Raw genomic sequence first — 26,947 nt, forward strand, 5'->3', positions numbered from 1 at the left:
GGCCATGCCTGCACAGCGCTCTTACCCGTGCGGAGGGCGGGAGTACCGGGGGTGCCGCTGGGGGTGGGCCATTGGGGGAGGGGTGCAGGAGGGGAGCCGCGGGGCGGGTGCCACGCCCTACGCTTTGCAGTACCGAACTCCGCAGTACCGAAATCGCATGCCCACAGACCGGGAGGATCCCCGTGCGGTACCACAACTCGATCATCGACCTCGTCGGCAACACGCCGCTGGTCAAGCTGAACAAGGTCACCGAGGGCATCAGCGCGACAGTGCTGGCCAAGGTCGAGTACTTCAACCCCGGCGGCTCGGTCAAGGACCGCATCGCGATGCGCATGATCGAGGCCGCCGAGGCCTCGGGCGCCCTCAAGCCGGGCGGCACCATCGTCGAGCCGACCTCCGGCAACACCGGTGTCGGCCTGGCGATCGTGGCCCAGCAGAAGGGCTACAAGTGCATCTTCGTCTGTCCTGACAAGGTCTCCACCGACAAGATCAACACCCTGCGCGCGTACGGCGCCGAGGTGGTCGTCTGTCCGACCGCCGTCGCCCCGGAGCACCCGGACTCCTACTACAACGTCTCCGACCGCCTGGTCCGGGAGACCCCGAACGCCTGGAAGCCGGACCAGTACTCCAACCCGGACAACCCGGCCTCGCACTACCACTCCACCGGCCCGGAGCTGTGGGAGCAGACCGACGGGAAGATCACCCACTTCGTGGCGGGCGTCGGCACCGGCGGCACCATCTCCGGCACCGGCAACTACCTGAAGGAGGCCTCCGGCGGCAGGGTCAAGGTGATCGGCGCCGACCCGGAGGGCTCGGTCTACTCGGGCGGCACCGGCCGGCCGTACCTGGTCGAGGGCGTCGGTGAGGACTTCTGGCCGACCGCCTACGACCGCGGTGTCGCGGACGAGATCGTCGCGGTCTCCGACAAGGACTCGTTCCAGATGACCCGCCGCCTGGCCAAGGAGGAGGGCCTGCTGGTCGGCGGCTCCTGCGGCATGGCCGTGGTGGCCGCGCTGGAGGTCGCCAAGAAGCTCGGTCCGGACGACGTCGTCGTGGTGCTGCTGCCGGACGGCGGCCGCGGCTACCTGTCGAAGATCTTCAACGACGACTGGATGGCCGACTACGGCTTCCTGCCCTCGGCCACCGACGAGGCGCACATCGGCGAGGTGCTGGCCCGCAAGGAGTCCCTCGCGCAGGGCGGCGTCCCGCAGTTCGTCCACATGCACCCCAACGAGACGGTCGCCGAGGCGGTCCGGGTGCTGCGCGAGTACGGCGTCTCGCAGATGCCGGTGGTCTCCCCGGGCGCCGGCCACCCGGACATCATGGCCGGCGAGGTGATCGGCTCGGTGGTGGAGAAGCTGCTGCTGGAGGGCATCTTCGCCAAGGACATCGAGCTCACCGACACGCTGGACAAGGTGATGTCCAAGCCGCTGCCGGTGGTCGGCTCGGGCGAGACGGTCACCAACCTGATGACCGTGCTGGAGAAGGCCGACGCGGCCGTCGTGCTGGTGGAGGGCAAGCCGCAGGGCATCGTCACCCGCCAGGACCTGCTGGGCTTCCTGACCGGCCGCGCCCAGCACTGACCCGGCGTCACCACCGCCCCCCGCGGATGGATGCGGAGGATTCGTCCACGGGGGAAGTGGTACACCGGCGTCACCTGTCCGCAGCACGTGGTTAACACGGCTCGGGCATCGTGGTGGTCAACGGCAGGACGCCGAGTGAGGCGACGGCAACCGTCCGGGAGCGGCTCCCCGGCGACCGCGGTCGGCTCCGGACACATCGGGTGGCCCTGACCCGGCCGCTGTGTCCTCCCGCCGCGGGAGGCGCCGTCGTCCCGCCCCTGACCGGCCCCGGCCGGTCGACAGGGTGCGGCGGCTCCCGCGGCAGCACCGCGCCGCACGGCGCGTGTCCCGCGGCTCCCGGGTGGGGGAGCCCAGGCGGGGAACGGTGGGGCCGGTCCTTCTCCGAGGGACCGGCCCCTTCCGTTCGCGCCGTCGCACGTTCCGTTCGCGCCGTTCACGCCGGGCGCGCGGGGTGCACTCCGAGCGGCCGCCCGTGCGCCGCGCCGGGCGCGCCCGTCCCGTACGCTCGCACGCATGACCAGCACTGAAACGACCGACCAGGATGCCCCGCGCTACGTCCGGGTGAAGATCGAGCTCATCGCGGAGATCACCGACGAGGGCGCGCTCAAGGCGGCCGCCCTGGAGGCCGTCACCGCGGACGAGTACCTCGACGACGAGGAGCGCGCCCAGTCCGTCGAGGCCATCGAGGTGGACCCGTCGGGTTCGCTCGCCCACTTCATCGACCCCGTCGCGCTGCTCGGCGACGTGCCCGGCGTGGAGCTCGCCTCGGCGACCTGGGAGTCGGCGCAGACCGAGTTCGACCCGGACGACGAGGAGTGGGACGAGTACGCGGTGGAAGGCTCCGCCGAGTAGGGCGGGGAACCGTCGGGTGACGGTCCTCACCGTCACCGCCCGTGAACGCCCGGTCCGCTCCGCGGGCCGGGCGTTTTGTCCCTGTTCGTCGGGAAGTTGGGTCATCTCATACGATCGCTTACCCTTCGGTGATGGAACCGTGAACGGGCGTATTGCGTTTCTGTATCCGTAATGCCCGGGATGATCAGCAGGGAGACGCGACGTGACGGCACGGGACGGTCAGGGACGGGCGGCCGGAAGCAGCTGGAGCCGACGCGGGGTCCTCGCGGGCCTGATCGGAGCGCCCGTCCTGCTGCTGACCGCCTGCAACGACAACAGCGCCAACAGCGCCAGCGGCGGTAGCGGCGGCTCCGGCGGCGCGAACGGCACCCCGGCCTCCGGCGGTACGGGCAGCAGCGCCCCCAAGACCTCGGCCGCGGTCATCACCGTCACCCCGGCCGACGGCGCCGCCTCCGCGAGCTTCAGCGAGCCGGTCAAGGTCGCCGTCGCCAACGGCACCCTGACCAGCGTCAAGGTCACCGACACCGCCGGCAAGGAGCTGGCCGGCCAGCTCTCCGCCGACGGCACCGGCTGGACCTCGGCCGCCGCCCCCGCCAGCGGCACCAAGTACACCGTCGCCGCCGTCGCCCTCGACAAGGACAAGCTGGAGGCGGACTCCAACGCCGTCTTCACCACGGCGACCCCGGCCAACACCTTCGTCGGCTACTTCACCCCCGAGGACGGCTCGACGGTCGGCGTCGGCATGCCGGTCTCGATCAACTTCAGCAAGCCGGTCACCGACCGCAAGGCCGTCCAGCAGGCGATCACCGTGATAGCCGAGCCGGGCGTCGAGATCGTCGGCCACTGGTTCTCCAGCACCCGCCTCGACTTCCGGCCGCAGGAGTACTGGGCCAAGGGCACCAAGGTCACCCTCAAGCTCCGGCTCAAGGACGTCGAGGGCGCCAAGGGCGTGTACGGCACCCAGTCCAAGGACGTGAGCTTCACCATCGGCCGGGCCCAGACCAGCGTCGCCGACCTCGCCGCCAAGAAGCTCACCGTCACCACCGACGGCCAGGTCAGCGCGGTCTACAAGATCTCCGGCGGCTCGCCCGAGCACATGACCTGGGGCGGCAAGATGGTGATCTCCGAGCAGTACACCCAGACCCGGATGAACTCGCAGACCGTCAACCTGGGCAGCGAGTACGACATCGCGGACGTGCCGCACGCCCAGCGCCTCAGCACCTCGGGCACCTTCATCCACGGCAACTACTGGTCCTCGCCGTCGATCTTCGGCGGCCAGAACACCAGCCACGGCTGCATCGGCCTCCGGGACACCAAGGGCGCCCAGGACAGCGGTACGGACGGCTTCAAGTTCTACAAGTCCTCGATGGTCGGCGACGTGGTCGAGGTCGTGAACTCCGGCGACAAGACGGTCGCCCCGGACAACGGCCTGAACGGCTGGAACATGGGCTGGGCCGCCTGGAAGGCCGGCAGCGCCGTCTGACCCGGCCCCGCACCCCGACCGGCCGGACCCCGGTCGGAGAACCCACCGGTCGGAAAAACTCCCCGGGCGGACCGAACCTCGCGGTCCGCCCGAGGAGTAGGACGGGTGTGAAACGCGAGCAGAGACAGCGGCAGGACGACGAGTTCAGCGAGTTCGTCGCCGGGAGCGGTCGGCAACTGCTGCGGCTGGCCGAGCTGTTGACCGGCGACCCGGACCGGGCCAAGGACATCGTGCAGTCGGCGCTGGAGCGCGCCTACCTGCACTGGCACCGGATCACCGGGGACGACCCCACCGCGTACGTCCGCCGGATCGTGGTCAACCAGCACCGCGACTGGTGGCGCCGACTGCGCAACCACGAGCTGCCCGTCGAGCACACCCCCGACCGGCCGCTCTCCGACGACCTCGCCGAGCGGCAGGCCGAACGCGCCCTGCTGCACCAGGCGCTGGGCACCCTCACCCGCCGGGAGCGGACGGTCGTCGTGCTGCGGTACTACGGGGACCTCAGCGAGGCCGCCGTCGCGGCCGAACTGGGCATCGCCCAGGGCACGGTGAAGAGCACGCTGCACCGGGCCATGTCGAAGCTGCGCGCACTGCCCGAACTCGCCGACCGTTCCGGCGTGCCGGCGAGTCCCACGACGCACATCGAGGTGACGGTATGAGCTTCGAACACCGGCTCGGCGAACTGCTCAAGGACCAGGACCCGTACGCGACCGGGCCGGACCCGGTGCCGATCATCGCCGCCGCCCGACGGCGCCGGGCCAGGCGCAGAGCCGGGACCGCCGCGGCCGCGGTCGCGGTGGCGCTGGTCTGCGGGGCGACGGCGGTGACGGCCGGCAGCGCCCGGCACGTCGGGCAGGTCGCGGGCGAGGCGGGGGCGGCGTTCAGCCCCGTCGCCGTCCCGAGCCCCACGCCCACCGCCACGCCGAGCCCCACGGCCACCGCCACGCCGCTGCCGCTCTCGCCGGTACGGCAGGTCGGCCCGGGGCAGCGCATCGAGATGGCGGCCGGCGCCCGGATGTGGGTCAGCCCGTTCGAGAAGTGCGACAACTACCAGCCGGACGGCTCCGACTCCGGCACGGACTGCCGGGACGTGCGCAGCGACAACCTGGAGCACGACAGACCCGCCCTCTACGCCCAGTCGCACGGCGACCGCGACCGCTTCATCGTCGCGAGCTTCTACCTGGGCCCGGTCGCCCCGGCGAGGATCGTCGCGTTCACGGGGGGCAGGGCGACCGTCGCCACCCTGGTCAGCACCGTCGGAATGCAGCGGTGGATCGGCTACTACGTGGTGCTGCCGCCGCTGCCGGAGGCGGATCCGGCCGCCCACCGGCGTCCGGTGAGCCCGGCGATCGCGGCGTACGACTCCGAGGGCAGGCTCCTGGCGGAGCTGCCGGGCACCACCGCCGACGGCGCCGACGAGCGGGCCCCGCAGCAGCTGTGACCCGGTCCGCCCGCAGCTCTGCTCACAGCTCCGCTCATCGCTTCGCGTAGTCCGCGAAGCCCTGCCAGTCGACGATCACGCAGGGCTCGTCACCGACGGTCCAGGCGTCGTGCCCGGGCGGGCAGAGCATGAAGTCGCCGGGGCCCACTTCGGCCTCCTGGCCGCCGTCCATGACGATCCTCATCCGGCCGGAGAGCACGTACCCGGCGTGGGCGGCCTGGCAGCTCTCGGTCCCGGCGATCGGCTTCACGTGCTTGGACCACTGCCAACCCGGTTCGAACACGGCCCGGCCCACCGGGCCGCCGTCCAGGTTGACCAGCCGCAGTTCCCCCGTGCCCTCCTCGAAGGGGCGGACTTCCTCGGGATCGTCGAAGTTCCGCTGGTAGAGACCGGACATGGCGCACTCCTCTCCCGCGAGGACCGCCCGGCCGCCAGTGGGTGGCCGGGCCGGCCCTGCTGGCCCTTCCAGTCTGCGCCCGGATCGGGGATCGGTCACGTTGGGTGGTCGATCCCGGGGCGGGGCCGGGCGGGCCGGAGCGGTCCGAGGGACGGCCCGGGGCGGGAGGTCAGTCCCGGGTGCGGGCCACGCCGATCGGGCAGGAGGCGCCGGTACCGCCGAGACCGCAGTAGCCGTTGGGGTTCTTGGCCTCCGACAGGTACTGCTGGTGGTACGGCTCGGCCGGGAAGAACGGGCCGGCCGGGGCGATCTCGGTGGTGACCGGGCCGTAACCGAGCGCGGTCAGCGAGGGCTGGAAGGCGTCCCGGGTGGCCACCGCGGCCTCGGCCTGGGCGGGGGAGTGGGTGTAGACGGCGGAGCGGTACTGGGTGCCCACGTCGTTGCCCTGGCGGTTGCCCTGGGTCGGGTCGTGCGCCTCCCAGAAGGTCTTCAGCAGCCGCTCGTACGGGATCACCGCCGGGTCGTACACCACCCGGACCGCCTCGGTGTGCCCGGTCAGCCCGCTGCACACCTCCTCGTACGTCGGGTTCGGGGTGTGGCCGCCCTGGTAGCCGACCAGCGTCGTCCAGACGCCGGGCAGCCGCCAGAAGGCGCGCTCGGCGCCCCAGAAGCAGCCCAGCCCGAAGTCGGCCACCTCCAGGCCCTCCGGGTACGGGCCGGACAGCGGGTGCCCGAGCACGGTGTGCGGCTCGGTCAGGGTGAAGGCCGGGGTGGGCCGGCCGGGCAGCGCCTGGTCGGCGGGGACCAGCGAGGTCTTGTGGCGGTTGAACAGCACGGCCTGCTCCAGCGGGTCGGGAAACCTGGCGCAGTGTCCAACGCGGACGGCCGCCCCCGGATTCCGGGAGCGGCCGTCCGTTCCGCGCGGGGGCCGGGAAGGCCCGCCGCGCGGTTTTCGCATGGTGAACACGTGTGCGACCGGTGGAGGTCGCGGCGGCCCCGGGGGTTCGGCGCACCGGGGTTCCGGCCCGCCGTGCCCCCGCTCCGACCTGCGGGTTCGTCCCGGTTCCCGGTTCGTGCGGGCTTGGCGGCATTCGCACACTAGGCTCGGACCCATGACCGAGCACCAGCTTCCTCAGGGCTTCGAGACTCTCGCCATCCACGCGGGTCAGGAAGCAGACCCCCAGACCGGGGCTGTCGTCACGCCGATCTACCAGGTGTCCACCTACAAGCAGGACGGGGTGGGCGGCCTGCGGGGCGGCTACGAGTACAGCCGCAGCGCCAACCCGACCCGCACCGCGCTGGAGGAGTGCCTCGCGGCACTGGAGGGCGGCGCCCGCGGCCTCGCCTTCGCCTCCGGCCTGGCCGCCGAGGACACCCTGCTGCGGACCATCCTCAAGCCGGGCGACCACATCGTCATCCCCAACGACGCCTACGGCGGCACCTTCCGGCTGTTCGCCAAGGTGCTGACCCGCTGGGGCGTCGAGTTCTCCGTCGCCAACACCCAGGACCTGGCCACCGTCCGCGAGGCGCTGCGCCCCAACACCCGCGCGGTGTGGGTGGAGACCCCGTCCAACCCGCTGCTGGGCATCACCGACCTCACCGCGCTCGCCGAGATCGCGCACGGCGCCGGCGCGCTGCTGGTGGTCGACAACACCTTCGCCAGCCCGTACCTCCAGCAGCCGATCGCGCTCGGCGCGGACGCGGTCGTGCACTCCACCACCAAGTACATGGGCGGCCACTCGGACGTGGTCGGCGGTGCGCTGGTGCTGGCCGAGGCGGGCCTCGGCGAGGAGGTCGCGTACCACCAGAACGCGATGGGCGCCGTCTCCGGCCCGTTCGACGCCTGGCTGGTGCTGCGCGGCATCAAGACGCTGGGTGTCCGGATGGACCGGCACAGCGCCAACGCGGAGAAGGTCGCCGAGCTGCTGGCGAGCCACCCGAAGGTCAGCCAGGTGCTCTACCCGGGCCTGCCCGAGCACCCCGGCCACGACATCGCGGCCAAGCAGATGAAGGCCTTCGGCGGCATGGTCTCGTTCCGGGTCGCCGGCGGCGAGGAGGCGGCCGTCGAGGTCTGCAACCGCGCGCAGCTGTTCACCCTCGGCGAGTCGCTCGGCGGCGTCGAGTCGCTGATCGAGCACCCGGGCCGGATGACCCACGCCTCGGTGGCCGGTTCGGCGCTGGAGGTGCCGTCCGACCTGGTGCGCGTCTCGGTCGGCATCGAGTCGATCGACGACCTGCTGGCCGACCTCAAGCAGGCGCTGGGCTGAGCCGGTTGGGGGCCTGAGGCCCCTCACTGCCCCTGCTGGTCCGCCGTGTACGACTCCATCGCGAGGTTGAAGCGGGCCAGCAGGGCGCAGAACGCGCGCTGTTCCTCCGGCGGCCAGCCGGCCACCAGGCGGCGGGTCAACTCGGCCCGGCCGTCCCGGACTTCGGTGAGCCGGCCGACGCCGTGCGAGGTCAGCGCGAGCCGTACGGCACGGCGGTCGGCCGGGTCCTGCACCCGGCCGACCAGCCCGGCCGCGACCAGCGGGGCGACCTGGCGGGTCACCGTGGAGGAGTCCACGCCCAGCGCCTCGGCCAGCGCCTTGACGTTGGCCGGCCCGTGCCGCTCCAGCCGGTCGAGCAGCAGGTAGGCGGCCCGGTCCAGCACCCCGACCCCGCCGCCGCCGGAGGTCCGGACCTGTTCCATTCGGCGCGCGAACACCGCGAGCTGGTACTGGAGTTGGGTGTGCACGGGGTCGGTGCGGTCGGTGGCCTGGGGCGAGGTCGTCGTCATCGCGGCTCACGATCGTCGTGCGGTGAGAGAGACTCAGAAGCAGCAGCGTACGCGGGCCGGGCGGGCCCGGGAACAGGCCCGGCATGCCGGATTGCCTCTCCCCGTCCCCGTACCCTGGCGCCATGCACACCTGGCCGATCACCCTCGACGACGTCCGCGGCGCCCAGAAGATGCTCGCCGGGGTCGCCCGGGTGACCCCGATGGAGGGCAGCCGGCACCTCTCCGGGCTGATCGGCGCGCCGGTCCACCTGAAGTGCGAGAACCTCCAGCGCACCGGGTCCTTCAAGCTGCGCGGGGCGTACGTGCGGATCGCGGGACTCTCGCCGGTGCAGCGGGCCGGCGGGGTGGTGGCGGCGAGCGCGGGGAACCACGCCCAGGGGGTGGCGCTGGCGGCCGCGCTGCTGGGCGTGCGCTCCACGGTGTTCATGCCGGTCGCGGCGCCGCTGCCGAAGGTCGCGGCCACCCGGGAGTACGGCGCCGAGGTGCGGCTGCACGGGGCCACCGTGGACGAGGCCCTGCAGGCCGCGCAGCGGTACGCGGAGGCGACCGGCGCGGTGTTCATCCACCCCTTCGACCACTGGGACGTGGTCACCGGCCAGGCGACCGTCGGGCTGGAGATCCTGGAGCAGTGCCCGGAGGTGCGGACCATCCTGGTCGGGGTGGGCGGCGGCGGGCTGCTGGCCGGGATCGCGGCGGCGGTCAAGCCGCTGCGGCCGGACGTCCGGGTGGTCGGGGTGCAGGCGGCCGGCGCCGCCGCGTACCCGCCCTCGCTGGCGGCGGGGCGCCCGGTGTCGCTGGAGCACTTCGCCACCATGGCGGACGGGATCATGGTCGGGCGCCCCGGCGACATCCCGTTCGAGGTGGTCAACACGCTGGCGGACGGCGTCCGGACGGTCTCCGAGGACGCGCTGTCGCGGGCGCTGCTGCTCGGGCTGGAGCGGCTGAAGCTGGTGGTCGAGCCGGCCGGGGCGGCCCCGATCGCGGCGCTGCTGGAGCAGCCGGACTCCTTCGAGGGGCCGGTGGTGGCGGTGCTGTCCGGCGGCAACATCGACCCGCAGCTGATGCAGCGGGTGCTGCGGCACGGGCTGGCGGCGGCCGGGCGCTACCTGTCGCTGCGGGTGCGGCTGGCGGACAAGCCGGGCGCGCTGGCCGACCTGTTGGGCGTGCTGACCAGGGTGGACGCCAACGTGCTGGACGTGGCGCACGTGCGGACCGACCCGCGGCTGGGGCTGACCGAGGTCGAGGTGGACCTGCACCTGGAGACCAAGGGGCCGGAGCACTGCGCGCTGGTGGTCGGGGAGCTGCGGGACGCGGGGTACGTGGTGGTCGCCGGCTGAGCTCCCACCCTTGACGCGATATATCGCGTGCTGGGAGACTCGCGATACATCGCGTTCGAGTCCCACGGGCCGAGAATCGAGTCGCCTGTGTGCCCAAATTCGGGGCAAAGTGGGACAGATCGCCCCATACGTCCGAGGAGATGAGGCAAGGCCATGGCGCCAGCCATCCAAGCCGAGAACCTGGTGAAGACCTTCGGCGACGTACGAGCCCTGGACGGCGTCAGCCTCGACGTCCCCGAGGGAACGGTGCTCGGGCTGCTCGGCCCGAACGGCGCCGGGAAGACCACCACCGTGCGGGTCCTCACCACCCTGCTCCGCCCCGACTCCGGCCGCGCGGTGGTCGCCGGGGTCGACGTGCTCAAGCACCCCAACCAGGTCCGCAGCCTGATCGGCCTGTCCGGCCAGTACGCGGCGGTCGACGAGTACCTGACCGGCTTCGAGAACCTCACCATGGTCGGCGAGCTGTACCAGATGAGCAACCGCGCCGCGAAGGCCCGCGCGCTGGAGCTGCTGGAGTGGTTCAGCCTCACCGAGGCCAAGGACCGCACCGCCAAGACCTACTCCGGCGGCATGCGCCGACGCCTGGACCTCGCCGCCGCGCTGGTCGTCCGCCCGCCGGTGATGTTCCTGGACGAGCCGACCACCGGCCTCGACCCGCGCAACCGGCTCGCGCTCTGGGAGGTCATCGAGACGCTGGTCGAGCAGGGCACCACGCTGCTGCTCACCACCCAGTACCTGGAGGAGGCCGACCGGCTCGCCCACGACATCGCGGTGGTCAACCACGGCCGGGTGATCGCCCGCGGCACCGCCGACCAGCTCAAGGCGCAGATCGGCGGCGAGCGGATCGTGGTCGTGGTGCACGAGCCCGGCCTGGTCGGCGACGCGGTCGCCGCGCTGTCCCGCTACGCGCTGAGCGAGCCGACGGTGGAGAAGAACACCCGCCGGATCACCGTGCCGGTCAGCGGCGGCGCCCGGGTGCTCGCCGACGCGATCCGCGAACTCGACTCCCGCGGGATCGAGATGGACGACATCGGGCTGCGCCGCCCGACCCTGGACGACGTCTTCCTCACCCTCACCGGCCACGTCGCCGAGGAGCGGCCCGAGGAGGAGGACGGCGCCGACGCCAAGGCGCGCGGCCGGGGCAGGGGGAAGGGCGGCCCGGACGGCCCGGGCGGCCCGGGGCCGGACAAGCGGGCCGTCGCGGCCGGGAAGGAGAGCTGAGATGACCACCGCCACCGAGCACGCCATCGGACCGGCGATACCCAGGCAGCGCCGGGGGATCGCCGCCTCCCTGCACGACTCCTGGGTGGTCGCCAAGCGCAACCTGCGCCGGATGACCCGCATCCCGGAGATCGTGGTCTTCGGGCTGATGCAGCCGGTCATGTTCGTGCTGCTGTTCTCGTACGTGATGGGCGGGGCGATCAAGATCCCCGGCACCGACTCCAGCTCGGACACGTACATCCAGTACCTGATGGCCGGAATCTTCGCCCAGACCGTCACCTTCGCCGTCGCCGGCGCCTCGGCGGGCATCGCGGAGGACATGAGCAAGGGGCTGGTGGACCGGTTCCGCTCGCTGCCGATGGCCCGCTCCGCGGTGCTCGTCGGCCGCACCCTCGCGGACCTGTGCCAGACCGCGTTCACCCTGGTCGTGCTGGCGGTGGTCGCGCTGCTGGTCGGCTGGCGGATCCACGAGGGCGTGCTCAAGGCGCTCGGCGCCTTCGGCCTGCTGCTCCTGCTCGGCTACGCCTTCTCCTGGATCGGCGCGCTGATCGGCCTGTCGGTGCGCAGCCCCGAGGCGGCCACCTCGGCCGGGCTGATCTGGCTGTTCCCGCTGACCTTCGTGTCCAACGCCTTCGTGCCGGTCACCTCGATGCCGGGCTGGCTCCAGGGGATCGCGTACTGGAACCCGTTCAGCGCCACCGTGCAGGCCTGCCGGGTGCTGTTCGGCAACCAGGTCGGGCCGGTGGACAGCGCCTGGCCGATGCAGCACGCGGCGCTGGTGTCGGTGCTGTGGTCGATCGTGATCACCGCGGTGTTCTCCTGGCTGGCGGTGCGCAAGTACCGCTCCTCCACCGCCTGACCGGGCCCCGGGGCTGATCGGGCCCCTGGGTTGATCGGGTCCCGGAGCTGATCGGGTCCTTGGGCTATCGGGTCCCGTGCCCGGCCCCGCCCGGAACGCCGGAGGGCGGCCGCGGAAGTCCCTGACTCCCGCGGTCGTCCCCGTGTCGTGGCGCGGCCGGATCAGCCGGCGTGCGGCACGACCTTGACGATCTTCACCATGGCCGGCTTGCCGTTCGGCAGCTCGTAGGTGGCCTCGTCACCGATCCGCTTGCCGTCGATCGCGCGGCCCAGCGGGGACTGCGGCGAGTAGACGTCCAGCTCGTCCGAGCCCGCGACCTCGCGGGAGGCGAGCAGGAACTCCATGAGGTCGTCCTCGTCGCCGTCGAAGGCGACCGTGACGACCATGCCCGGGGCCACCATGCCCGAGTCGGCCGGCGCCTCGCCGACCTTGGCGCGCTCCAGCAGCTGGGTGAGCTGACGGATCCGCAGCTCGTACTTGCCCTGCTCCTCCTTCGCCGCGTGGTAGCCGGCGTTCTCCTTGAGGTCCCCCTCCTCGCGCGCCGCCTCGATCTTCTGGGCGATCTCGATGCGCCAGGGCCCGGTCAGGTGGTCCAGCTCGGCCTTGAGCTGGTCGTAGCCGGCCTGAGTGAGCCAGGTCACGTTCTCACTGGTCTGGGTCACGGGTGCTCCTCGTAGGTGCTGGGGCTGTGCTGAGGGTGTGAGTCGTCAGCAGGGGTCGGTGGTGATATCGGTCTCAACTACAAAGCAACGCCCGCTCCCGTACCATCCGGTGCGGAAGGGGCGAAACCACGAGCCTAACAAGTCCTGCTGACAAGCGGGAGGGGCGTTTGCGCGCCATTGACGGCGGCGTTACGCCGAGGTGTACAGCAACCGGGTGCGGGACCCTCTACGGATGCCCGTTCTCCGGATCGAATATGCGCGCCGCCCCGGTCGGGGTGCGCTGTCCGGCCCGGGCGCGCCGCCCGCCCGGGGCGCGTTGCGCGGTGCGGGTGCGCTACTCGGCGGGAGTGCGCTACTTGGCGGGGGTGCAGCCCAGCAGCTCGGCGGTGGTGCCGCGCGAGGTGGTGCGCAGGGTGACCACCGCGTCGTAGCTGGAGCCGGCCGCCGGGACGGGGAAGTCGGCCACCCCGACCACCCCGTGGTCGTCGCCCTGCGAGCGGACCGTGCAGCTGCCGGCCTGCCCGCTGCTCTTGCGCACGGTGAGGTGCAGCTGGACCTCGGAGTCGGAGAGCACCTCGAAGGTCGGCACCGAGCCGTTGATCTTCGACTCGCGCAGCATGTAGGAGCCGCCCAGCCAGGCGATCAGGCCCAGGCCCAGCACGCCGCAGACCGCGCCGATCACCTTCAGGCGGCGGTCCGAGTCGCGGTCGCCGCCACGGCCGTAGCGCCCCTCGGGCGGTGCGGTGGCGGTGGTGTCTGCACTCATCGGACTCCGTCCTCTCCTGGGGGAGGGGCCGCCCGGGGTGGTGCGGGGGAATGCGACGCTCCTCCAGTCCGTCACTATAGGAGGGGCACGCCCGCGGCCGGTCCGGCGGGGGCAGGGCTCGGCCGCGCCGGCGACGATCCGCGGCCCGGCCCCGCGGCGACGCGGTCCCGGAGTGAGCGGTTCGTACGGTGGGCAGACCCGGACTTCGCGGAACGCCCGACAAGTGTGGAAGGAACGCAAGGCGTTGACTGAGCAGTTGCGACTGATGGCGGTGCACGCCCACCCGGACGACGAGTCCAGCAAGGGCGCGGCCACCATGGCCATGTACGTCGAGCAGGGCGTGGACGTGCTGGTGGCCACCTGCACGGGGGGCGAGCGCGGGTCGGTCCTCAACCCCAAGCTCCAGGGGGACCCGTACATCGAGGAGAACATCCACGAGGTGCGCCGCAAGGAGATGGACGAGGCGCGGGCGATCCTCGGCGTCGACCAGGCCTGGCTGGGCTTCGTCGACTCCGGGCTGCCCGAGGGGGACCCGCTGCCCCCGCTGCCCGAGGGCTGCTTCGCCCTCCAGGACGTCGAGGCGGCGGCGGAGCCGCTGGTTCGGCTGATCCGCGAGTTCAAGCCGCAGGTCATCACGACCTACGACGAGAACGGCGGCTACCCGCACCCGGACCACATCATGACCCACAAGATCACCATGCTGGCCTTCGACGCCGCGGGTGACCCGGACGCCTACCCGGAGGCCGGCGAGCCCTGGCAGCCGCTGAAGCTGTACTACAACCACGGCTTCCCGATGGGCCGCATCCGGGCCCTGCACGAGTACCTCACCGAGCACGGCCACGAGTCGCCGTACGGCGAGTGGATCGAGGGCTGGGAGAAGAGCGGCCGCAAGGAGCGCGAGATCACCACCCGGGTCCGCTGCGGCGACTGGTTCGAGACCCGCGACCGCGCGCTGATCGCCCACGCGACCCAGATCGACCCGGACGGCCCGTGGTTCCGCGTCCCGCTGGAGGTCCAGCGCGAGGTCTGGCCCACCGAGGACTACGAGCTCGCCCGTACCCTGGTCGACGTCGACCTGCCGGAGGACGACCTGTTCGCCGGCCTGCGCACCCCCACACTGGCGGCCGAGGCCGCCGACACGCGCGACTGAACCACCCCCCGATGGCCCGGCTCCCCGTGAGCCGGGCCACCATAGAGATATGAGCGCCTCCGTGAACCTCGTCAATCTCGCCGCTGACCTCGCCGTCGACGACGCCAAGGTCACCCCCGGCCTCCTCGGCTTCGTCGTCTTCGCCGCCCTCGGCGTCGCGACCTGGTTCCTGGCCAAGTCGATGAACCGGCAGTTCAAGAAGGTCGACTTCGTCGAGGAGCCGGAGGGCCCGAAGGAGTGAGCCGTCGGCCGGTCCCCCGTGGGGGCCGGCCTTCTCCGGAACCGGCTGGGGCCCGTCTGCGGTGAGAGCCGTCCGCGGGGCCCGTCTTCGGTGAAGCCGTCCTGGCGGGCCGTCAGGCTTCGTAGGATCCCGAACCATGACGTGGTCGTGGCACACCGTGGTGCGCAGGGCGGGGTACGGAACGGCGGCGGCGGGGGTGCTGGCGGCCGCGCTGGCCGGGTCGGGGGACCCGGGGCCGCTGATCGTCGGCTCCGGCGCGGTGGCGGTGGTGGCCGGGCTGTTCCCGGTGCTCTGGGCCCCGGGGCGGGTCGGCGCGGTGGGCCCCTCGGTGCTGGCCGCCTGCGCGGTGTCGCTGCTGGTGACGGCCGGCTACCGGGGGCCGGCGTCCGGCGGCATCGAGTTGTGGTGGCTGCTGGAGGCCGTCGCGCTGCTCGTGCCGGTCGTCCCCGCGGTGCGCAGGCTGTCCCCGGCCGCCGCCTTCGGCCACGGCACGCTGCTGGTGGCGGCGGTGGCGCTGCTGCCGCTGCGGATCGCCCTCTGGGCCGAGCCGCCGGCCCCGCCCGTGGTGACCGTCAAACTCTGCCTGGGCTCGGCCCTGCTGGCCTGCGTGGTGGTCGGGGTCGGCCGCTACCTGCGCTCGATGGACACCCGCGCGCGGGCGGCGGTGGTGGCCGAGCGGCGGGCGCAGCGCCTGGACCTGGCCCGAGACCTGCACGACTTCGCCGCGCACGACGTCACCGGGGTGGTGGTGCTGGCCCAGGCCGCGCAGGTGCTGGCCCAGAAGGACCCGGGGCGGGTGGTCGAGCTGCTGGCGGGGATCGAGGCGGCCGGCCGGCAGGCACTGGTCACCATGGACCGGACCGTCCAGGTCTTCACGGCGGACGACGCCGATCCGGAGCCGCGCGGGTCCGGGGCGGTCGCGACGGCCGACCGGGGCGCGGGGCGGGCGGCGGCGGGGGGAGCCGGTGCGCGCAGTCTGCGCCGTGACCTGAGCGAACTGCCCGCGCTGGCCGAGCGGTTCACCCGCAGCGGCTCCGCGCGGGTGCGGCTGGAGGCCCCCGCGGAGGCCGAACTGGCGGCGGTGCCGGCGGCGATCAGCGGGCTCGGCTACCGGCTGGTGGTGGAGGCGCTGACGAACGTCCGACGGCACGCGCCCGGGGCCCGGGAGGTGGCGATCGAGGTCGGCCCGGACCGGTGCGGCGGGCGGCCGGCGTTGCGCGTCACGGTCACCGACGACGGGGCGCCGGACGGGGCCGGGGGCTCCGGCGGTGCGGACGGCGGCGTGGGTGGTGCGGGTGGCACGGGCGGCGCGGGCGGTGTCGGCGTCGGGCTCGGCGGGGCCGAGCGGGAGGGCGGCGGCTTCGGCCTCGCGGGCCTGCGGGAGCGGGTGGAGGCGGCCGGCGGCGAACTGACGGTCGGGCCGGGGCCGGAGGGCGGCTGGCGGGTCGACGCGGTGCTGCCGACGGAGGGTGTGGCGGGCCTCGGGGGCTGACCGGGCGGGGTGGTTCCGTCGGGGGCCGTCCGGAGGGCTGATTCGAGCCCGCTGACGGGTCCATCCAGGCCATTCGGCACATCCGGAGGCGCCGATTTCGGCGTTCTCAACGATCAAATGGGCCGATCGGCCGATGGCGACGCGCCTCGCGGGCGGGCAAGGATGTCGGTGCGGCGATCAGGGTGCGGGGTTCCCCTGGGCCGTCCCGATGCATGAACCCCGATCGGGGGATCAGTCTGTGATTCGCATTGCGATGTCCGCCGAGGATCTGGCTCGTGTACGAATTGCTGGAAATGTCGACCAGGAGATGGAGGCGGTGCTGGCACTGGAGGCGTGGCGGAGCGGCGGGGAATTCTTCCGCCCCTGGCAGCGGGCCGTCCGCGGGCAATTGGCGCGGCAGCCGGTGCTGGCCGAGCGGCTGCGGCGCCTTTCGGGAGCCAACGGTGGTTTCCGGGACGTACTGCGGGTGTGGGCGAATGGCCGGATCGTGTCGTCCGGGCGCGGCGCCGAATCGGTGGTCCAGTGGGCCGACGTCGCGGCGGCGGTCCGCGAGTTCCACCGGGTGGCGCTGCAGCCCTGCTGGGCGGACGTCCGGTCCCGGCTGGAGGCGGAGCGGGACGCCCGCCGCCAGATCGCCGGCCGCGGCGGGGTGGACGCGCTGCTCGGCACGCTGCACCCGCGGATCCGCTGGACCGCCCCGGTGCTGGAGATCCCCGCCGAGCGGGACGTCGAACTCACCCTCGACGGGCGGGGGTTGCGGCTGGCCCCGTCGCTCTTCCTGCAGGGTGCCGGGGTGGTGCTCCGGCCCCGGCACGGGGAGCCCGAGGAGGCTCCGACGCTGCTCTTCGCGATGCGTCCCGACCGGATCGGCCTCTCCGTGCCCGTGGGGGCGCGGGAGGCGGCGGAGAGCGCGGGCCGGGGCGGGGAGGAGTCGCTGGCCGCCCTGGTCGGCCGGACCAGGGCCGCGGCCCTGCAGGCCCTGCTGGACGGCTGTACCACCGGCGAGTTGGCGGGGCGGCTCGGAGTGACGGCCTCGGCGGTCAGCCAGCACACCGCCGTGCTGAGGGCGTCCGGGCTGATCGACACCCGGCGCTGCGGCAACGGCGTGCTGCACACCGTCACCCCGCTGGGTCGGGCACTGCTGCGCGGCGAGGCCCCGTCGGGCGGGGAGGGGCGGCCCCTCGGCGGCGCGGCCCCGCGGTGGATCGGGGACCGTCGGCGGGCGCTGCGATGAGCGGCCGGTGCGGCCGGCGGCGGCCGAGCGGGCGGGCCCGCTCAGCCGCGCTCGGTCAGGCCCGACTCCCAGGCCCAGGTGGCGATGCCCACCCGGTTGCGGGCCTTCAACTTGCGCTGGAGGTTGGCCAGGTGGGTCTTGACGGTGCTCAGCGAGATGAACAGCTCGGCGCCGATGTCGGAGTTGGTCAGCCCCTCGGCGACCAGGACGGCGATCTCCTCCTCGCGGCTGGTCAGCGGCTCGACGGGGGAGCGGTCGACCCGGCGCGGGCCGGTGAAGCGGTGCAGCAGGCGGGTGGTGATCTGCGGGCTGATCAGCGAGTCGCCGACCACCGCCGAGCGGATCGCCTCGGCGAGCAGCGCGGGCCCCGAGTGCTTGAGCAGGAAGCCGCAGGCGCCGTTGCGCAGCGCGGTGTGCACGTACTCGTCGAGGTCGAAGGTGGTCACCACCACGACCTTCACCTCCGGGGTGATGCCGGCCAGCCGACGGGTGACCTCCAGCCCGTCCAGCTCCGGCATCCGGATGTCGACCAGCAGGACGTCCGGCCGCAGGGTGCGGACGGCCTCCAGGGCCTCCAGGCCGTCCGCGGCCTCGGCCACGACCTCCATGTCGGGCTGGGCCGCCAGGATGTGCCGGAACCCCTGGCGGACGCTCGCCTGGTCGTCGGCGATCACGACACGCGTCTTCATGGCGTCATGATCGCACGGGCTTTCGGCGCCCCCGAAGTGAAGGCCGGGATTCCGCCTGGTATGCGCCGGATTCAGTTTCCGCTTAACACCGTTGTCACATGACGGGGAGTCCGGGAAGGATGGTTCCTGTCGGAACGGGGAGTCGGAGCTTCGAAGGTTCCGGCGGAAACCGGAATTCGGTTCAGCGGATATTCGAAAGGGGGCGGACGGCGAAGTGGACGCGAAATACGAGTCGTATGCGATAGCCGACCCGGTGTGGTACGACGCCCTGGAGCGGTGTGACGACCGGGCCTCCCGGTTCACACCGGGCGGGGGCGCGCTGCCCGAGGGCTGGCGCGGCCGCACCCAGGGTGTGTGGGAGGTGCTGGCGCCTTCCGGCGCCCCGCAGCTGCCGGAACAGGGCTGGAAGGTCCACGTCAGCGCCACGCCCGAATCCGCCGAGGAGACGATCGAGACGGCCTGGCGGGTCTGCCGCCGGCTCGGGCTGCCCTGGAAGTACCTGCGCAGCCGGCTGGTGGTCGCGGTGACGAACGCCAAGTACGCCGACCGGTCCGCCAGCGGCAAGGTCGTCACCGTCTACCCGAGGACGGCCGAGGAGCTGGAGACCGTCCTCGCCGAGCTGGACGAGGCGCTGGGCGGCCGCCCCGGCCCGTACGTCCTGTCCGACCTGCGGTGGAACCAGGGCCCGGTATCGGTGCGCTACGGGGGCTTCGCCCTGATGTGGTGCGAGCTGCCGGACGGCACCAGGGTGCCCGCGGTGAAGGACCCGGACGGCCGGCTGGTGCCGGACGCCCGGCGCCCGCGCTTCACCGTCCCGGAGTGGGCCTCCACCCCGGACTTCCTGGCCGCGCGGATCGCCGCGGCCGCCGACGACGCGGGAGCCGGCCTCGGCCGCTACCGGGTGGTCAAGGCGCTGCACTTCTCCAACGCCGGCGGGGTCTACCTCGCCGAGGACGAGGGCGGCCGACAGGTCGTCATCAAGGAGGCCCGCCCGCACGCCGGGCTGGACGCCTCGGAGACGGACGCGGTGGCCCGGCTGCTGGTCGAGCGGGACGCCCTGGAGCGGCTCGGCCACCTGCCGTTCGTGCCGGAGCTGTACGAGTACTTCACCAGCTGGGAGCACCACTACCTGGTGATGGAGTACATCCCCGGCGAGTCCTTCAGCGCCTGGCTGGGCCGGGAGTACCCGCTCACCCGGCACCGGCCGGACGCCCGGGCGCTGGCCGACTTCGCGGGGCTCGCGGTCACCCGGCTCGCGCTGGTCGAGGAGTGCGTCGCGGCGCTGCACCGGGAGGGGGTGGCCTTCGGGGACCTCCACCACCGCAACATCATGATCCGCCCGGACGGCACCGTCGCCCTGATCGACTTCGAACTCTCGACGCCGCTGGACACCCCGCGCCGGCGCACCCTCGGGGCACCGGGCTTCACCGACCCGGAGATCACCGACGCCCGCGAGGCCGACCTGTTCGCGCTCGGCTGCTGCCAGCTCGCCGCCTTCGTCGCGCTGACCACGCTCACCAGGCGCAACCCGGCCGTCGTCGGCGGGCTGCTGGACCTCGTCGCGGAGTGCTTCCCGACGGTGCCCGCCGGCTTCGCCGAACGGATGACGGGGCGGCTCGCCCTCTCCCCGGCACTGCGCCCCCACCTCGGGGCCCGGCCCGCGGCCGGCGCCCGGGCGGAGCTCACCGCCGTGGCCCTGCTGCGCGGCATCGACGCGGCGGCGACCCCGGAGCGGGAGGACCGCCTCCACCCCGGCGACGTGGCCGGGCTGCGCCCCGGCGGCGCGCTCGGGCTGGCGTACGGTTCCTCCGGCGTGCTCCTCGCCCGGCACCTGGCCGGGGCCGCACCGGGCGGGGAACAGCTGGACTGGCTCGCCGCCGCCGTGCGGCGCGCCCCCGCGGACACGCCCGTCGGGCTGTACGACGGGCTGGCCGGAGCCGGCTGGCTGTTCCACCGGCTCGGGCATCCGGACGCCGCGAACGTGGTGGACCGGCTGCTGGCCGGCCCGCCGCCCTCCTCGCTCGGCCTGTACGGCGGCCTGACGGGCGTCGCCCAGCTGCTGCTGGAGGCCGGAGCGACGGACGAGGCGCTCGCCCTGGCCGCCAAGGCCGCCGGGCGGATCGGCGAGGCCGGGCTGCTGGACCGCCCGGGTCTGCTGCGCGGCTGGTCCGGACCGGCGGTGCTGTTCGCCCGCTGCGCCCGCCTCACCGGCGACACGGCCTGGGCCGAGGCCGCCGAACGCGCCGTCCGCTGCGACCTGCGGCACGGCCGGCTGGTCGACGACATGCTGCAGACGTACAGCTCGGGCCGGCTGCTGCCGTACCTGGCGGAGGGCTCGGCCGGAGTGGCGCTCGCCGTCCTGGCCCTGCCCGCCGCGCAGGCCGAAGCCCTCGACGCCGAGCGGGTGCTGGAGGCCGCGGCCCGGGCCGGCGCGGTCCGCGTGGTCGTCCAGGGCGGGCTGTTCAACGGCCGCGCCGGGCTCGCCTACACCCTGTTCCAGGTCGCCGCCCGCCTGCCGCGCTGGCGGGCCGAGGCGGAGGAGCAACTCCGGCTGGTGGATCTCCACCTGGCCCCTCATCAGGACGGCAGCGTCCTGCACGGGGACCAGCTGATCCGGCTCTCCACCGACCTGGCCACCGGCTCCGCCGGCGCCCTGCTGGCGCTGGCCGCCGCCAAGAGCCCCGGGCAGTGCCTGCTCCCCGGCGCCCACCCCGTCCACGGGTGGACGCCGGAGCGGGCCGAGCCCGGTACCCCGTCCCGGCGAGACGACGAGGGGAGGTGACTGTAATGGCCAACATCCTGGCGCTTCAGGAGCTCGACGAGGAGATCGTCGTCGACGCCCCGTTCAGCTCGGTCAGTGCGTTCAGCTGCTGATGTCCGTGGCCTGGTGCCGCGTTCCGGCGAGACGACGAGGGGAGGTGATTGTGATGGCCGACATTCTGGCGCTTCAGGAGCTCGACGAGGAGATCGTCGTCGACGCCCCGTTCAGCTCGCTCAGCTACTGGAGCTGCTGATCCCGGCAGCCCGGTGCCGTGTACCGGCGAGGCGGTGAGGAGGAGGTGATTGTGATGGCCGACATCCTGGCGCTTCAGGAGCTCGACGAGGAGATCGTCGTCGACGCCCCGTTCAGTTCGTACAGCGCGTTCAACTGCTGACCCCTGTGGCCCGGTGCCGCGTTCCGGCGAGACGGTGAGGAGGAGGTGATTGTGATGGCCGACATTCTGGCGCTTCAGGAGCTCGACGAGGAGATCGTCGTCGACGCCCCGTTCAGTTCGTACAGCGTGTTCAGCTGCTGACCCCCTGGGTCCGGCAGTACCGGGTGACAGAGAGGGGAAGGCCGCGGCACATGCGGCCTTCCCCGGCTCTGCATTCTGTTTACCGTTTTGGGGTGAGTTAACCGTGGCCGTGGCATCAGAACCGACTACTCGTCCGAGCGGACCGCTCGGCGCGCTGCGACTGTGCGTCGCCGAGGTACGGGCGTACCCGGGGCGGGTCATAGGTGTCGCGGTCGCCTGCGCGCTCACCGCCACCGGCGTGGGCGCCTGCCTGCTGCTGCTCGCGGCGGTCAGCGGCCCGTCCTACCCGGAGGGTTCGTCCGCCGCGGCGGCGGCCAAGGACGCGCAGAACCTGCTGGGCCTGCTGCTGACGATGCTGCTGATGTCGGCGGTGCTGGTGACGGGGTCGACGGTCGCGCTCTGGACCAACCAGCGGCTCGGGCAGTTCGCCGTGCTGCGCGCCCTCGGGGTGACGGCCGGCCGGCTGCGGGCCCTGGTCGTCGCGGACGTCGCGCTGGTCGCGCTGGCCCCCTCCGCCGTCGCCGCGGTGGCCGGGACGGTCCCGGTGGCCGGGTTCGGCCGGCGCCTGCTGATCGAGCGCGAGCTGTTCCCCGCCGCGGTCGACCTGCCCTCCGCCGGGCAGACCTGGGCGATCGCGGTCGGCGCCTGCCTCGGCACCTGCGCGGTCGCGGTGCTGGCCGCGCTGGCCAGCGTGCTGGCGGCCGGCCGGGTCCAGCCGATCGACCTCCTCAAGGACCAGTCGCTGGCCCTGGCCCCGCCCCGCCGCAACGTCGGCCGACTGGTGGCGGGCATCGCCATGGTCCTGATGCTCTGCGGGCCGCTCGTGGCCCTGATGGTCGTGATGGACCTGCCGCCGGTGCTCCAGGGCGCGCTGGTGATGGGCCTGGCCACGGCCGTCATCCCCACGCTCGCGGTGCTCGCGCCCTGGTTCGTGCCGCTGCTCGTCGGCCCCTGCTGCGCGGTGCTGCTGCTGCTCGACCGCAAGGCCGGCCGGATCGCCGCCGCGGGGCTGCGGGCCGCGCCCGCCCGGACGGCCGCGATCGCGGTGCCCGTCCTGCTGGCCGTCGGCACCGTGGTCTGCCTGCTCGGTTCGGGGGCCACCATCGGGGCCGCCGTGCAGCAGCAGACCGAGCAGGCGCTGCGGGCCGACGCGGTGGTGACGGCCGAGCCGGGCCACCAGCTGCCCGCCCGGCCCGCCGGCCTGCCCGGCGGGACGGCCGTCGCGCCGATCGCGACCAAGGTGACCGCGCCGCCCAGCTTCTACGACGACAAGCCCAAGCCCACCCGCGCCTGGGGCGTCGACGGGGCGGCCCTGCGGAGCGCCCTGGACCTCGGCGAACAGCAGGGCCGGCTGGACGAGTTGGCTCCCGGAACGTTCGCCGCGGGCAGCACCGAGGCCACCGCGCGCCACTGGAAGCTCGGCCAGGACGTCACCTTCACGCTCGCCGACGGACAGCAGGCGCAGCTGCGGCTCGTCGCCGTCTACCAGCGGGACCTGGCCTTCCCCTCGTACGTCCTCCCCGCCGACCTCGCCCTCGAACACACCCCGGCCCCGTACGCCGACCGGGTGCTGCTCCGCGGTGACCCGGGCGCCTGGGAGCTGCGGCCCGGCCAGCGGCTCGCCACGCGGGCCGACTACCTGGCCCACCTGCGGCCGCGCAACGTGCAGGACGACATGGCCTCCCGGCTGATCGTCGCCGTGGTGGGCGGGTACGCGCTGCTCGCCCTCGCCAACACCTGCGCCATCGCCCAGCGGGACCGCCGTTCCCAGCGCGCCCACCTGCGGGCCCTCGGCCTCGGCCGCGGGCAGCTGCTGCGCTGCGTGGTGTACGAGGTGCTGGCCTCGGCGCTGGTCGGGACGGTCCTGGCGGTGGCGACGGCCGGGATCTGCCTGGTGCCGCTGGCCCGGGCCGTCGGGCAGGGGGCGCTGCCCGCCCTGGACGTGCCGTGGACGGTCGGCGTCCTGGTCGGGGTGCTGGTCGCCACCGCCGTCCCGGCGGCGCTGGCGGCCCGTCCGCTGCGCGGCATCCGGCGACAGTTCGCGACGGGGTCGGCGTGAGCGCGGCGGCCGCCGGAGGGCTGGGGCGGTCGTTCTGGCTGCTCTACGGCGGCGAGTCCGCCTCGGCCCTGGGCACCGCCGCCTCGGTGATCGCCCTCCCGGTGGTCGCGCTGCGGGCCGGCGGTGACATCCGGCAGGCCGGACTGGCCGGTACGGCGCTCTCCGTCGGGGTGCTGCTGGCCCGGCTGCCGGCCGGCGTCCTCGCCGACCGCCGCGAGCGGCGGACGGTGCTGCTGACCGGCAACGCGGCCGGCGCACTCGTCCTGGCCGCGCTGGCCCTGTCTGCCTCCGGCGGCATGCCGCCGCTGTGGGCGGTGCTGGTCGCCGCCCTGCTGCTCGGCGCGGTGGGCAGCACCCTGGCACCCGTCGAGAACGTGGTGGTGCGGTGCTTCGTGCGGCCCGAGCACCTTCCCCGCGCGGTCGGCCTGCTGCAGAGCAGGACGGCCGTCGCGGCGATGGCCGGCCCGGTGGCCGGCGGTGCGCTGCTGGCCGTCCACCCGTCCTGGGTGTTCGCCGTCGACGCCGGCAGCTACCTGGCGGCCGTCTGCTGCGTGGCACTGCTGCCGAAGGGGAGGCGGGAGCGCCCCGGGGACGAGCCGGCCGCGCCCGGCGTCCGGGCCGCGCTGGCCGAAGGCGTCCGGTTCATCTGGCGGGTGCCCTTCCTGCGCTACGCGGTGGTCAACGCGGCCGTGCTCAACCTGGTGTTCAACGGGCTGCTGATCGTGGTGGTGGCCTCGGGCGGGGGTGCCGTGCACATCGGGGTGCTGACCGCGGCCCTGGGCACCGGCGGGCTGGCCGGATCGCTGCTCGCACCGGCGCTGGCCCGGCGGCTGCCGCCCGCCCGGGGCATCGCCCTCGGCACGGCCGTGGTCGCGCTCGCCCTGCCCGGCTTCACCCTGGCCCAGGGGCACTGGACGGCGGTCCTTCCGCTGGCCCTCGCCGCGGCCGCCGGGCCGGTGGTCACCGTGCTGATCGCGGTCACCCAGATGGAGGTGACCCCGCCGGGTCTGCAGGGCCGGGTGCACAGCGGCATCGGCTTCCTCGCCCAACTGGTCGCGCCCGCCGGGCCGACCCTCGCGGGCCTGTGCGCCCACGCTTTCGGACTGACCGGCACGGTGGCCGGCGCGGCCGTGGTCGTGGTGGTCCTCGCCGCGGTCGGGCTGGCCGCCACCGCGGGCCGGACCGGTGGTGGGCCCGCCGCCGGTCCGACCGGGGCCGGGGGTGCCCCGGAACGACGGAACGACAACCCCGCGGAGGCCGTCCATGGCTGACCTCGACCACCGGGCCGCGCCGCCCGGGCCGGCGGCGCCGAACCCCGCGCCGGCGGCGCCGAACCTCACGCCGGCGGACCCGTACCGATGGCTGGAGGAGGCGGACACCCCGCGCACCCGGGCCTGGCTCGCCGAGCAGCGGCGCCTGCTGGCCGCCCGCCCGCAGCGCTCCGACGAGCCCGCCTGGGCCGCCCTGCTCGACCGGGTGGAACGGGAGGCGCCCGACCGGACGCCCACCCCGCCCGCCGAGGCCGGCGGCCTGCTCTTCCGCCACGAACGCGGCCCGGACGGCGACGTCCTGACCGTCCGGAACCCCGACGGCACCCGCCGGACGCCCACCGAGGGCGTCATCGGCCCCGGCGACCGGATCGCCGGCTGGCAGCCCGAGCCGCACGGCCGGTTCATCGCCGTCCAACTGCACCGGGACGGAGCCGAGAACGGCGGCCTGCACCTGCTCCCCACCCGCCCGGGCGACCGGCCCCACCACCTGCCCGACGCGGCCCCGTACGCCACCCTCGCCTTCACCGGCGAGGCGCTGGTGTACACCGCCGGCACCCGCACCGAGCACACCCTGGCGGCCCGCCACCCGGACGGCGGCCCGGCCCGCCGGCTCGCCCTGCCGGTGCCCGGCCCGGTCCGGCTCACCCTCCACGGCGGTCCCGGCGGGAACCTGCTGCTGCGCACCCGCCCGCAGCCGTCCGGCCCGGCGCGCTGGTGGGCCACCCGGTGGACCGGCCGGGCGGTGCCCGACTGGCAGCCGCTCGACCTCGACGGGCGGCGGGTCACCGCCCTGGACCTGAACGAGACGGTCTGCTTCCTCGCCGCCGACGAGCTGCTCGCGCTGGACCTGGACGAGCTGGCCCGGGGCGCCACCGGGCGGCCCGCCGTGGTCGCGCCGCTCGCCGTCGGTGAACCGCCCGCCGCCGGTGAAGCGCAGGCGGGCCCGGTCACCGCCCTGCGGGTGCTCGGCCCCGGCCGGATGCCCGGCCTGGCGCTGCTCCGCCGGCTGGGGACCACCCACCGGCTCGACCTGCACCGGCCGGGCGGGGCGCCGGGCGGTATACCGGGTGGGGAACCCGGCGGGGCGCCGGGCGAGGCACCTGGCGGCGGCGCCACCGCACTGCACTGGCCCGCCCGGCTGCGCCTCGGCGCCACCCCGTACGACCGGCACGGGCGGGTCGGCGGGTCGGTCTGGCTGCTCGCCGACGACCCCCGGTACGGCACCTGGACCAGGAGCCTGGACGGCTCCGGCCCGGTCGAACCCCCCGAGCGCCGCGCCGCGCTGCGCACCCTCACCGCCGTCGGCCGGGACGGCGCGCCCGTCCCGGTGACGGTCTGCGACCCCGGGCCGCGGGACCGCGGCCGCCCCGCGCCCACCCTGCTCACCGTCTACGGGGGCTTCGGCCTCCCGCTGGAACCCTCCTGGGACCCGGCCATGGAGGCCTGGCTGCGGGCCGGCGGCCGGATCGCCTGGGTGCACGCGCGCGGCGGCGGCGAGCTCGGCCCCGCCTGGGCGGCCGCCGGCCGGGGCCCCGGCAAGAGCGCCACCGTGGACGACTTCCGGGCCGCCGCCGCGATGCTGGTCGAACGCGGCGAGGCCCCGGCCGGCGGGCTGGGCGCACTGGCCGCCAGCAACGGGGCGCTGGTGGTCGCCGCCGCGCTCACCCGGGAGCCCGGTCTGCTGTCCGCCGCGGTGTGCGTGGCCCCGCTCACCGACCTGGCCCGCTACCAGGTCGGCGGCCTCGGCCGGCTCTGGGCGGAGGAGTACGGCGATCCGGCCGACCCGCGGGCGCTGCGGGCGCTGCTCGACTACTCCCCGTACCACCGGGTGGTGCCCGGGACGGCCTACCCGGCGGTGCTGCTCGCCACCGGGGCGAACGACGCACGGGTGCCGCCCTGGCACGCCTGGAAGCTCTGCGCGGCGCTCGGACAGGCCTCCACCGGGGCGGCGCCGGTCCTGCTCGACCACCACGACAGCGGCGGCCACCAGGGCCGTCCGGCCGCGGCTGGACGGGAGCTCGCGGTCCGCTCCCTCGCCCTGCTGGCCGCCGGCACCGGCCTGCTGCCACCCGCCGACCTGCCCGCCGGTCCGCCCGGCCCCCGGCCCAGACCGCAGTCCTGACCTCAGCCCGTGTCCA

Annotated in this window: 25 protein-coding genes; 19 read left to right on the forward strand and 6 right to left on the reverse strand. The window is 74.1% G+C overall.

From position 1 onward, the window contains the following. The first annotated feature begins 182 nt into the window (after positions 1 to 182). The 5 genes from AMK13_RS04765 to AMK13_RS43355 all read left to right on the forward strand — a co-directional run bounded on the left by AMK13_RS04765 (position 183) and on the right by AMK13_RS43355 (position 5,359). Positions 183 to 1,583: a cystathionine beta-synthase gene (locus AMK13_RS04765; RefSeq protein ID WP_074001305.1), complete on the forward strand. Its 1,401-nt coding sequence runs from the start codon at positions 183 to 185 to the stop codon at positions 1,581 to 1,583. 513 nt (positions 1,584 to 2,096) lie between these two features. Then, a complete protein-coding gene (locus tag AMK13_RS42785; protein WP_063780291.1) occupies positions 2,097 to 2,435 on the forward strand; it encodes a hypothetical protein in 339 nt (112 codons plus the stop codon). Positions 2,436 to 2,637: 202 nt separating this feature from the next. Further along, complete coding sequence (locus tag AMK13_RS04775) at positions 2,638 to 3,918, forward strand: L,D-transpeptidase (RefSeq protein ID WP_049656491.1); 1,281 nt, start codon at positions 2,638 to 2,640, stop codon at positions 3,916 to 3,918. Positions 3,919 to 4,025: 107 nt separating this feature from the next. After that, positions 4,026 to 4,577 carry a SigE family RNA polymerase sigma factor gene (locus tag AMK13_RS04780; protein ID WP_074001306.1) on the forward strand — a complete coding sequence of 184 codons (552 nt, stop codon included), beginning with the start codon at positions 4,026 to 4,028 and terminating at the stop codon, positions 4,575 to 4,577. After that, entirely contained in the window at positions 4,574 to 5,359 is a 786-nt protein-coding gene (locus tag AMK13_RS43355) for a hypothetical protein (protein WP_074001307.1), read from the forward strand. Before AMK13_RS04780 ends, AMK13_RS43355 begins: the two co-directional genes overlap by 4 nt. A gap of 34 nt (positions 5,360 to 5,393) precedes the next feature. Here the strand turns inward: AMK13_RS43355 and AMK13_RS04790 are convergent, their stop codons facing one another. Both AMK13_RS04790 and msrA read right to left on the reverse strand, forming a co-directional pair. Continuing rightward, positions 5,394 to 5,756: a cupin domain-containing protein gene (locus tag AMK13_RS04790; RefSeq protein ID WP_049654704.1), complete on the reverse strand. Its 363-nt coding sequence runs from the start codon at positions 5,754 to 5,756 to the stop codon at positions 5,394 to 5,396. Between the two features lie 169 nt (positions 5,757 to 5,925). Then, positions 5,926 to 6,591, reverse strand: a complete 666-nt coding sequence (gene msrA / locus AMK13_RS04795) for a peptide-methionine (S)-S-oxide reductase MsrA (RefSeq protein ID WP_049654705.1) — start codon at positions 6,589 to 6,591, stop codon at positions 5,926 to 5,928. Between the two features lie 277 nt (positions 6,592 to 6,868). On the opposite strand from msrA, the gene AMK13_RS04800 reads away from it, so the two are divergent. Next, entirely contained in the window at positions 6,869 to 8,023 is a 1,155-nt protein-coding gene (locus AMK13_RS04800; RefSeq protein ID WP_049654707.1) for a cystathionine gamma-synthase, read from the forward strand. Positions 8,024 to 8,046: 23 nt separating this feature from the next. Here AMK13_RS04800 and AMK13_RS04805 read toward each other — a convergent pair whose 3' ends face one another. Next, positions 8,047 to 8,532: a MarR family winged helix-turn-helix transcriptional regulator gene (locus AMK13_RS04805; protein WP_049654708.1), complete on the reverse strand. Its 486-nt coding sequence runs from the start codon at positions 8,530 to 8,532 to the stop codon at positions 8,047 to 8,049. Positions 8,533 to 8,654: 122 nt separating this feature from the next. Here AMK13_RS04805 and ilvA point away from each other — a divergent pair, with 122 nt between their 5' ends. From ilvA to AMK13_RS04820, 3 genes are all read left to right on the forward strand, one after another. Next, positions 8,655 to 9,869, forward strand: a complete 1,215-nt coding sequence (ilvA, locus tag AMK13_RS04810; RefSeq protein ID WP_074001308.1) for a threonine ammonia-lyase — start codon at positions 8,655 to 8,657, stop codon at positions 9,867 to 9,869. Between the two features lie 153 nt (positions 9,870 to 10,022). Next, positions 10,023 to 11,090, forward strand: a complete 1,068-nt coding sequence (locus AMK13_RS04815; RefSeq protein ID WP_079271856.1) for an ATP-binding cassette domain-containing protein — start codon at positions 10,023 to 10,025, stop codon at positions 11,088 to 11,090. 1 nt (position 11,091) lies between these two features. Continuing rightward, positions 11,092 to 11,949 carry an ABC transporter permease gene (locus AMK13_RS04820; protein WP_049654712.1) on the forward strand — a complete coding sequence of 286 codons (858 nt, stop codon included), beginning with the start codon at positions 11,092 to 11,094 and terminating at the stop codon, positions 11,947 to 11,949. Positions 11,950 to 12,110: 161 nt separating this feature from the next. Here AMK13_RS04820 and greA read toward each other — a convergent pair whose 3' ends face one another. After that, positions 12,111 to 12,611 (reverse strand): transcription elongation factor GreA, encoded by a 501-nt coding sequence (greA, locus tag AMK13_RS04825; protein WP_049654713.1) that lies wholly within the window; start codon positions 12,609 to 12,611, stop codon positions 12,111 to 12,113. 352 nt (positions 12,612 to 12,963) lie between these two features. Continuing rightward, positions 12,964 to 13,377, reverse strand: coding sequence for a DUF4307 domain-containing protein (locus AMK13_RS04830; RefSeq protein ID WP_049654714.1), 414 nt, complete (start codon positions 13,375 to 13,377; stop codon positions 12,964 to 12,966). A 244-nt stretch (positions 13,378 to 13,621) separates the two neighbouring features. Between AMK13_RS04830 and mca the strand changes: the two genes are divergently transcribed. From mca to AMK13_RS04850, 4 genes are all read left to right on the forward strand, one after another. After that, entirely contained in the window at positions 13,622 to 14,527 is a 906-nt protein-coding gene (gene mca, locus AMK13_RS04835) for a mycothiol conjugate amidase Mca (RefSeq protein ID WP_049654715.1), read from the forward strand. Between the two features lie 49 nt (positions 14,528 to 14,576). Then, entirely contained in the window at positions 14,577 to 14,768 is a 192-nt protein-coding gene (locus AMK13_RS04840; protein ID WP_049654716.1) for a hypothetical protein, read from the forward strand. A 136-nt stretch (positions 14,769 to 14,904) separates the two neighbouring features. Then, positions 14,905 to 16,260, forward strand: a complete 1,356-nt coding sequence (locus tag AMK13_RS04845) for a sensor histidine kinase (protein WP_143204486.1) — start codon at positions 14,905 to 14,907, stop codon at positions 16,258 to 16,260. A gap of 316 nt (positions 16,261 to 16,576) precedes the next feature. Beyond that, positions 16,577 to 17,494, forward strand: a complete 918-nt coding sequence (locus AMK13_RS04850; protein WP_158077669.1) for a winged helix-turn-helix domain-containing protein — start codon at positions 16,577 to 16,579, stop codon at positions 17,492 to 17,494. Positions 17,495 to 17,535: 41 nt separating this feature from the next. Here the strand turns inward: AMK13_RS04850 and AMK13_RS04855 are convergent, their stop codons facing one another. Continuing rightward, the gene (locus tag AMK13_RS04855; RefSeq protein ID WP_049659617.1) at positions 17,536 to 18,183 is read right to left on the reverse strand and encodes a response regulator; all 648 of its coding nucleotides are present in this window, start codon (positions 18,181 to 18,183) and stop codon (positions 17,536 to 17,538) included. Positions 18,184 to 18,397: 214 nt separating this feature from the next. On the opposite strand from AMK13_RS04855, the gene lanKC reads away from it, so the two are divergent. The 6 genes from lanKC (at position 18,398) to AMK13_RS45745 (ending at position 26,931) form a co-directional block, all read left to right on the forward strand. Continuing rightward, on the forward strand, positions 18,398 to 20,965 hold the full coding sequence (gene lanKC, locus AMK13_RS04860; RefSeq protein ID WP_143204487.1) for a class III lanthionine synthetase LanKC: 2,568 nt from the start codon (positions 18,398 to 18,400) through the stop codon (positions 20,963 to 20,965). After that, positions 20,962 to 21,057: a class III lanthipeptide gene (locus tag AMK13_RS44000; RefSeq protein WP_198959314.1), complete on the forward strand. Its 96-nt coding sequence runs from the start codon at positions 20,962 to 20,964 to the stop codon at positions 21,055 to 21,057. Before lanKC ends, AMK13_RS44000 begins: the two co-directional genes overlap by 4 nt. A 50-nt stretch (positions 21,058 to 21,107) precedes the next feature. Then, positions 21,108 to 21,197 (forward strand): class III lanthipeptide, encoded by a 90-nt coding sequence (locus AMK13_RS44005; RefSeq protein ID WP_198959315.1) that lies wholly within the window; start codon positions 21,108 to 21,110, stop codon positions 21,195 to 21,197. A 385-nt stretch (positions 21,198 to 21,582) separates the two neighbouring features. Continuing rightward, a complete protein-coding gene (locus AMK13_RS04865) occupies positions 21,583 to 23,538 on the forward strand; it encodes an FtsX-like permease family protein (RefSeq protein WP_143204488.1) in 1,956 nt (651 codons plus the stop codon). Next, a complete protein-coding gene (locus AMK13_RS04870) occupies positions 23,535 to 24,809 on the forward strand; it encodes an MFS transporter (RefSeq protein ID WP_049659081.1) in 1,275 nt (424 codons plus the stop codon). The genes AMK13_RS04865 and AMK13_RS04870 overlap by 4 nt, the downstream gene beginning before the upstream one ends. Continuing rightward, entirely contained in the window at positions 24,802 to 26,931 is a 2,130-nt protein-coding gene (locus tag AMK13_RS45745) for a prolyl oligopeptidase family serine peptidase (protein WP_074001313.1), read from the forward strand. The genes AMK13_RS04870 and AMK13_RS45745 overlap by 8 nt, the downstream gene beginning before the upstream one ends. The last annotated feature ends 16 nt before the right edge of the window (positions 26,932 to 26,947 follow it).

Source organism: Streptomyces sp. CB02056 (assembly GCF_001905545.1).
GTDB lineage: Bacteria > Actinomycetota > Actinomycetes > Streptomycetales > Streptomycetaceae > Kitasatospora.

Coding starts and splice junctions, on each gene's coding strand:
- AMK13_RS42785 (WP_063780291.1), top strand. CDS start 2,097: ATGACCAGCACTGAAACGACCGACCAGGATGCCCCGCGCTACGTCCGG.
- AMK13_RS04840 (WP_049654716.1), top strand. CDS start 14,577: ATGAGCGCCTCCGTGAACCTCGTCAATCTCGCCGCTGACCTCGCCGTC.
- ilvA (WP_074001308.1), top strand. CDS start 8,655: ATGCACACCTGGCCGATCACCCTCGACGACGTCCGCGGCGCCCAGAAG.
- AMK13_RS04845 (WP_143204486.1), top strand. CDS start 14,905: ATGACGTGGTCGTGGCACACCGTGGTGCGCAGGGCGGGGTACGGAACG.
- AMK13_RS45745 (WP_074001313.1), top strand. CDS start 24,802: ATGGCTGACCTCGACCACCGGGCCGCGCCGCCCGGGCCGGCGGCGCCG.
- AMK13_RS04805 (WP_049654708.1), bottom strand. CDS start 8,532: ATGACGACGACCTCGCCCCAGGCCACCGACCGCACCGACCCCGTGCAC.
- AMK13_RS43355 (WP_074001307.1), top strand. CDS start 4,574: ATGAGCTTCGAACACCGGCTCGGCGAACTGCTCAAGGACCAGGACCCG.
- AMK13_RS04855 (WP_049659617.1), bottom strand. CDS start 18,183: ATGAAGACGCGTGTCGTGATCGCCGACGACCAGGCGAGCGTCCGCCAG.
- AMK13_RS04800 (WP_049654707.1), top strand. CDS start 6,869: ATGACCGAGCACCAGCTTCCTCAGGGCTTCGAGACTCTCGCCATCCAC.
- AMK13_RS04830 (WP_049654714.1), bottom strand. CDS start 13,377: ATGAGTGCAGACACCACCGCCACCGCACCGCCCGAGGGGCGCTACGGC.
- AMK13_RS04790 (WP_049654704.1), bottom strand. CDS start 5,756: ATGTCCGGTCTCTACCAGCGGAACTTCGACGATCCCGAGGAAGTCCGC.
- AMK13_RS04815 (WP_079271856.1), top strand. CDS start 10,023: ATGGCGCCAGCCATCCAAGCCGAGAACCTGGTGAAGACCTTCGGCGAC.
- AMK13_RS04820 (WP_049654712.1), top strand. CDS start 11,092: ATGACCACCGCCACCGAGCACGCCATCGGACCGGCGATACCCAGGCAG.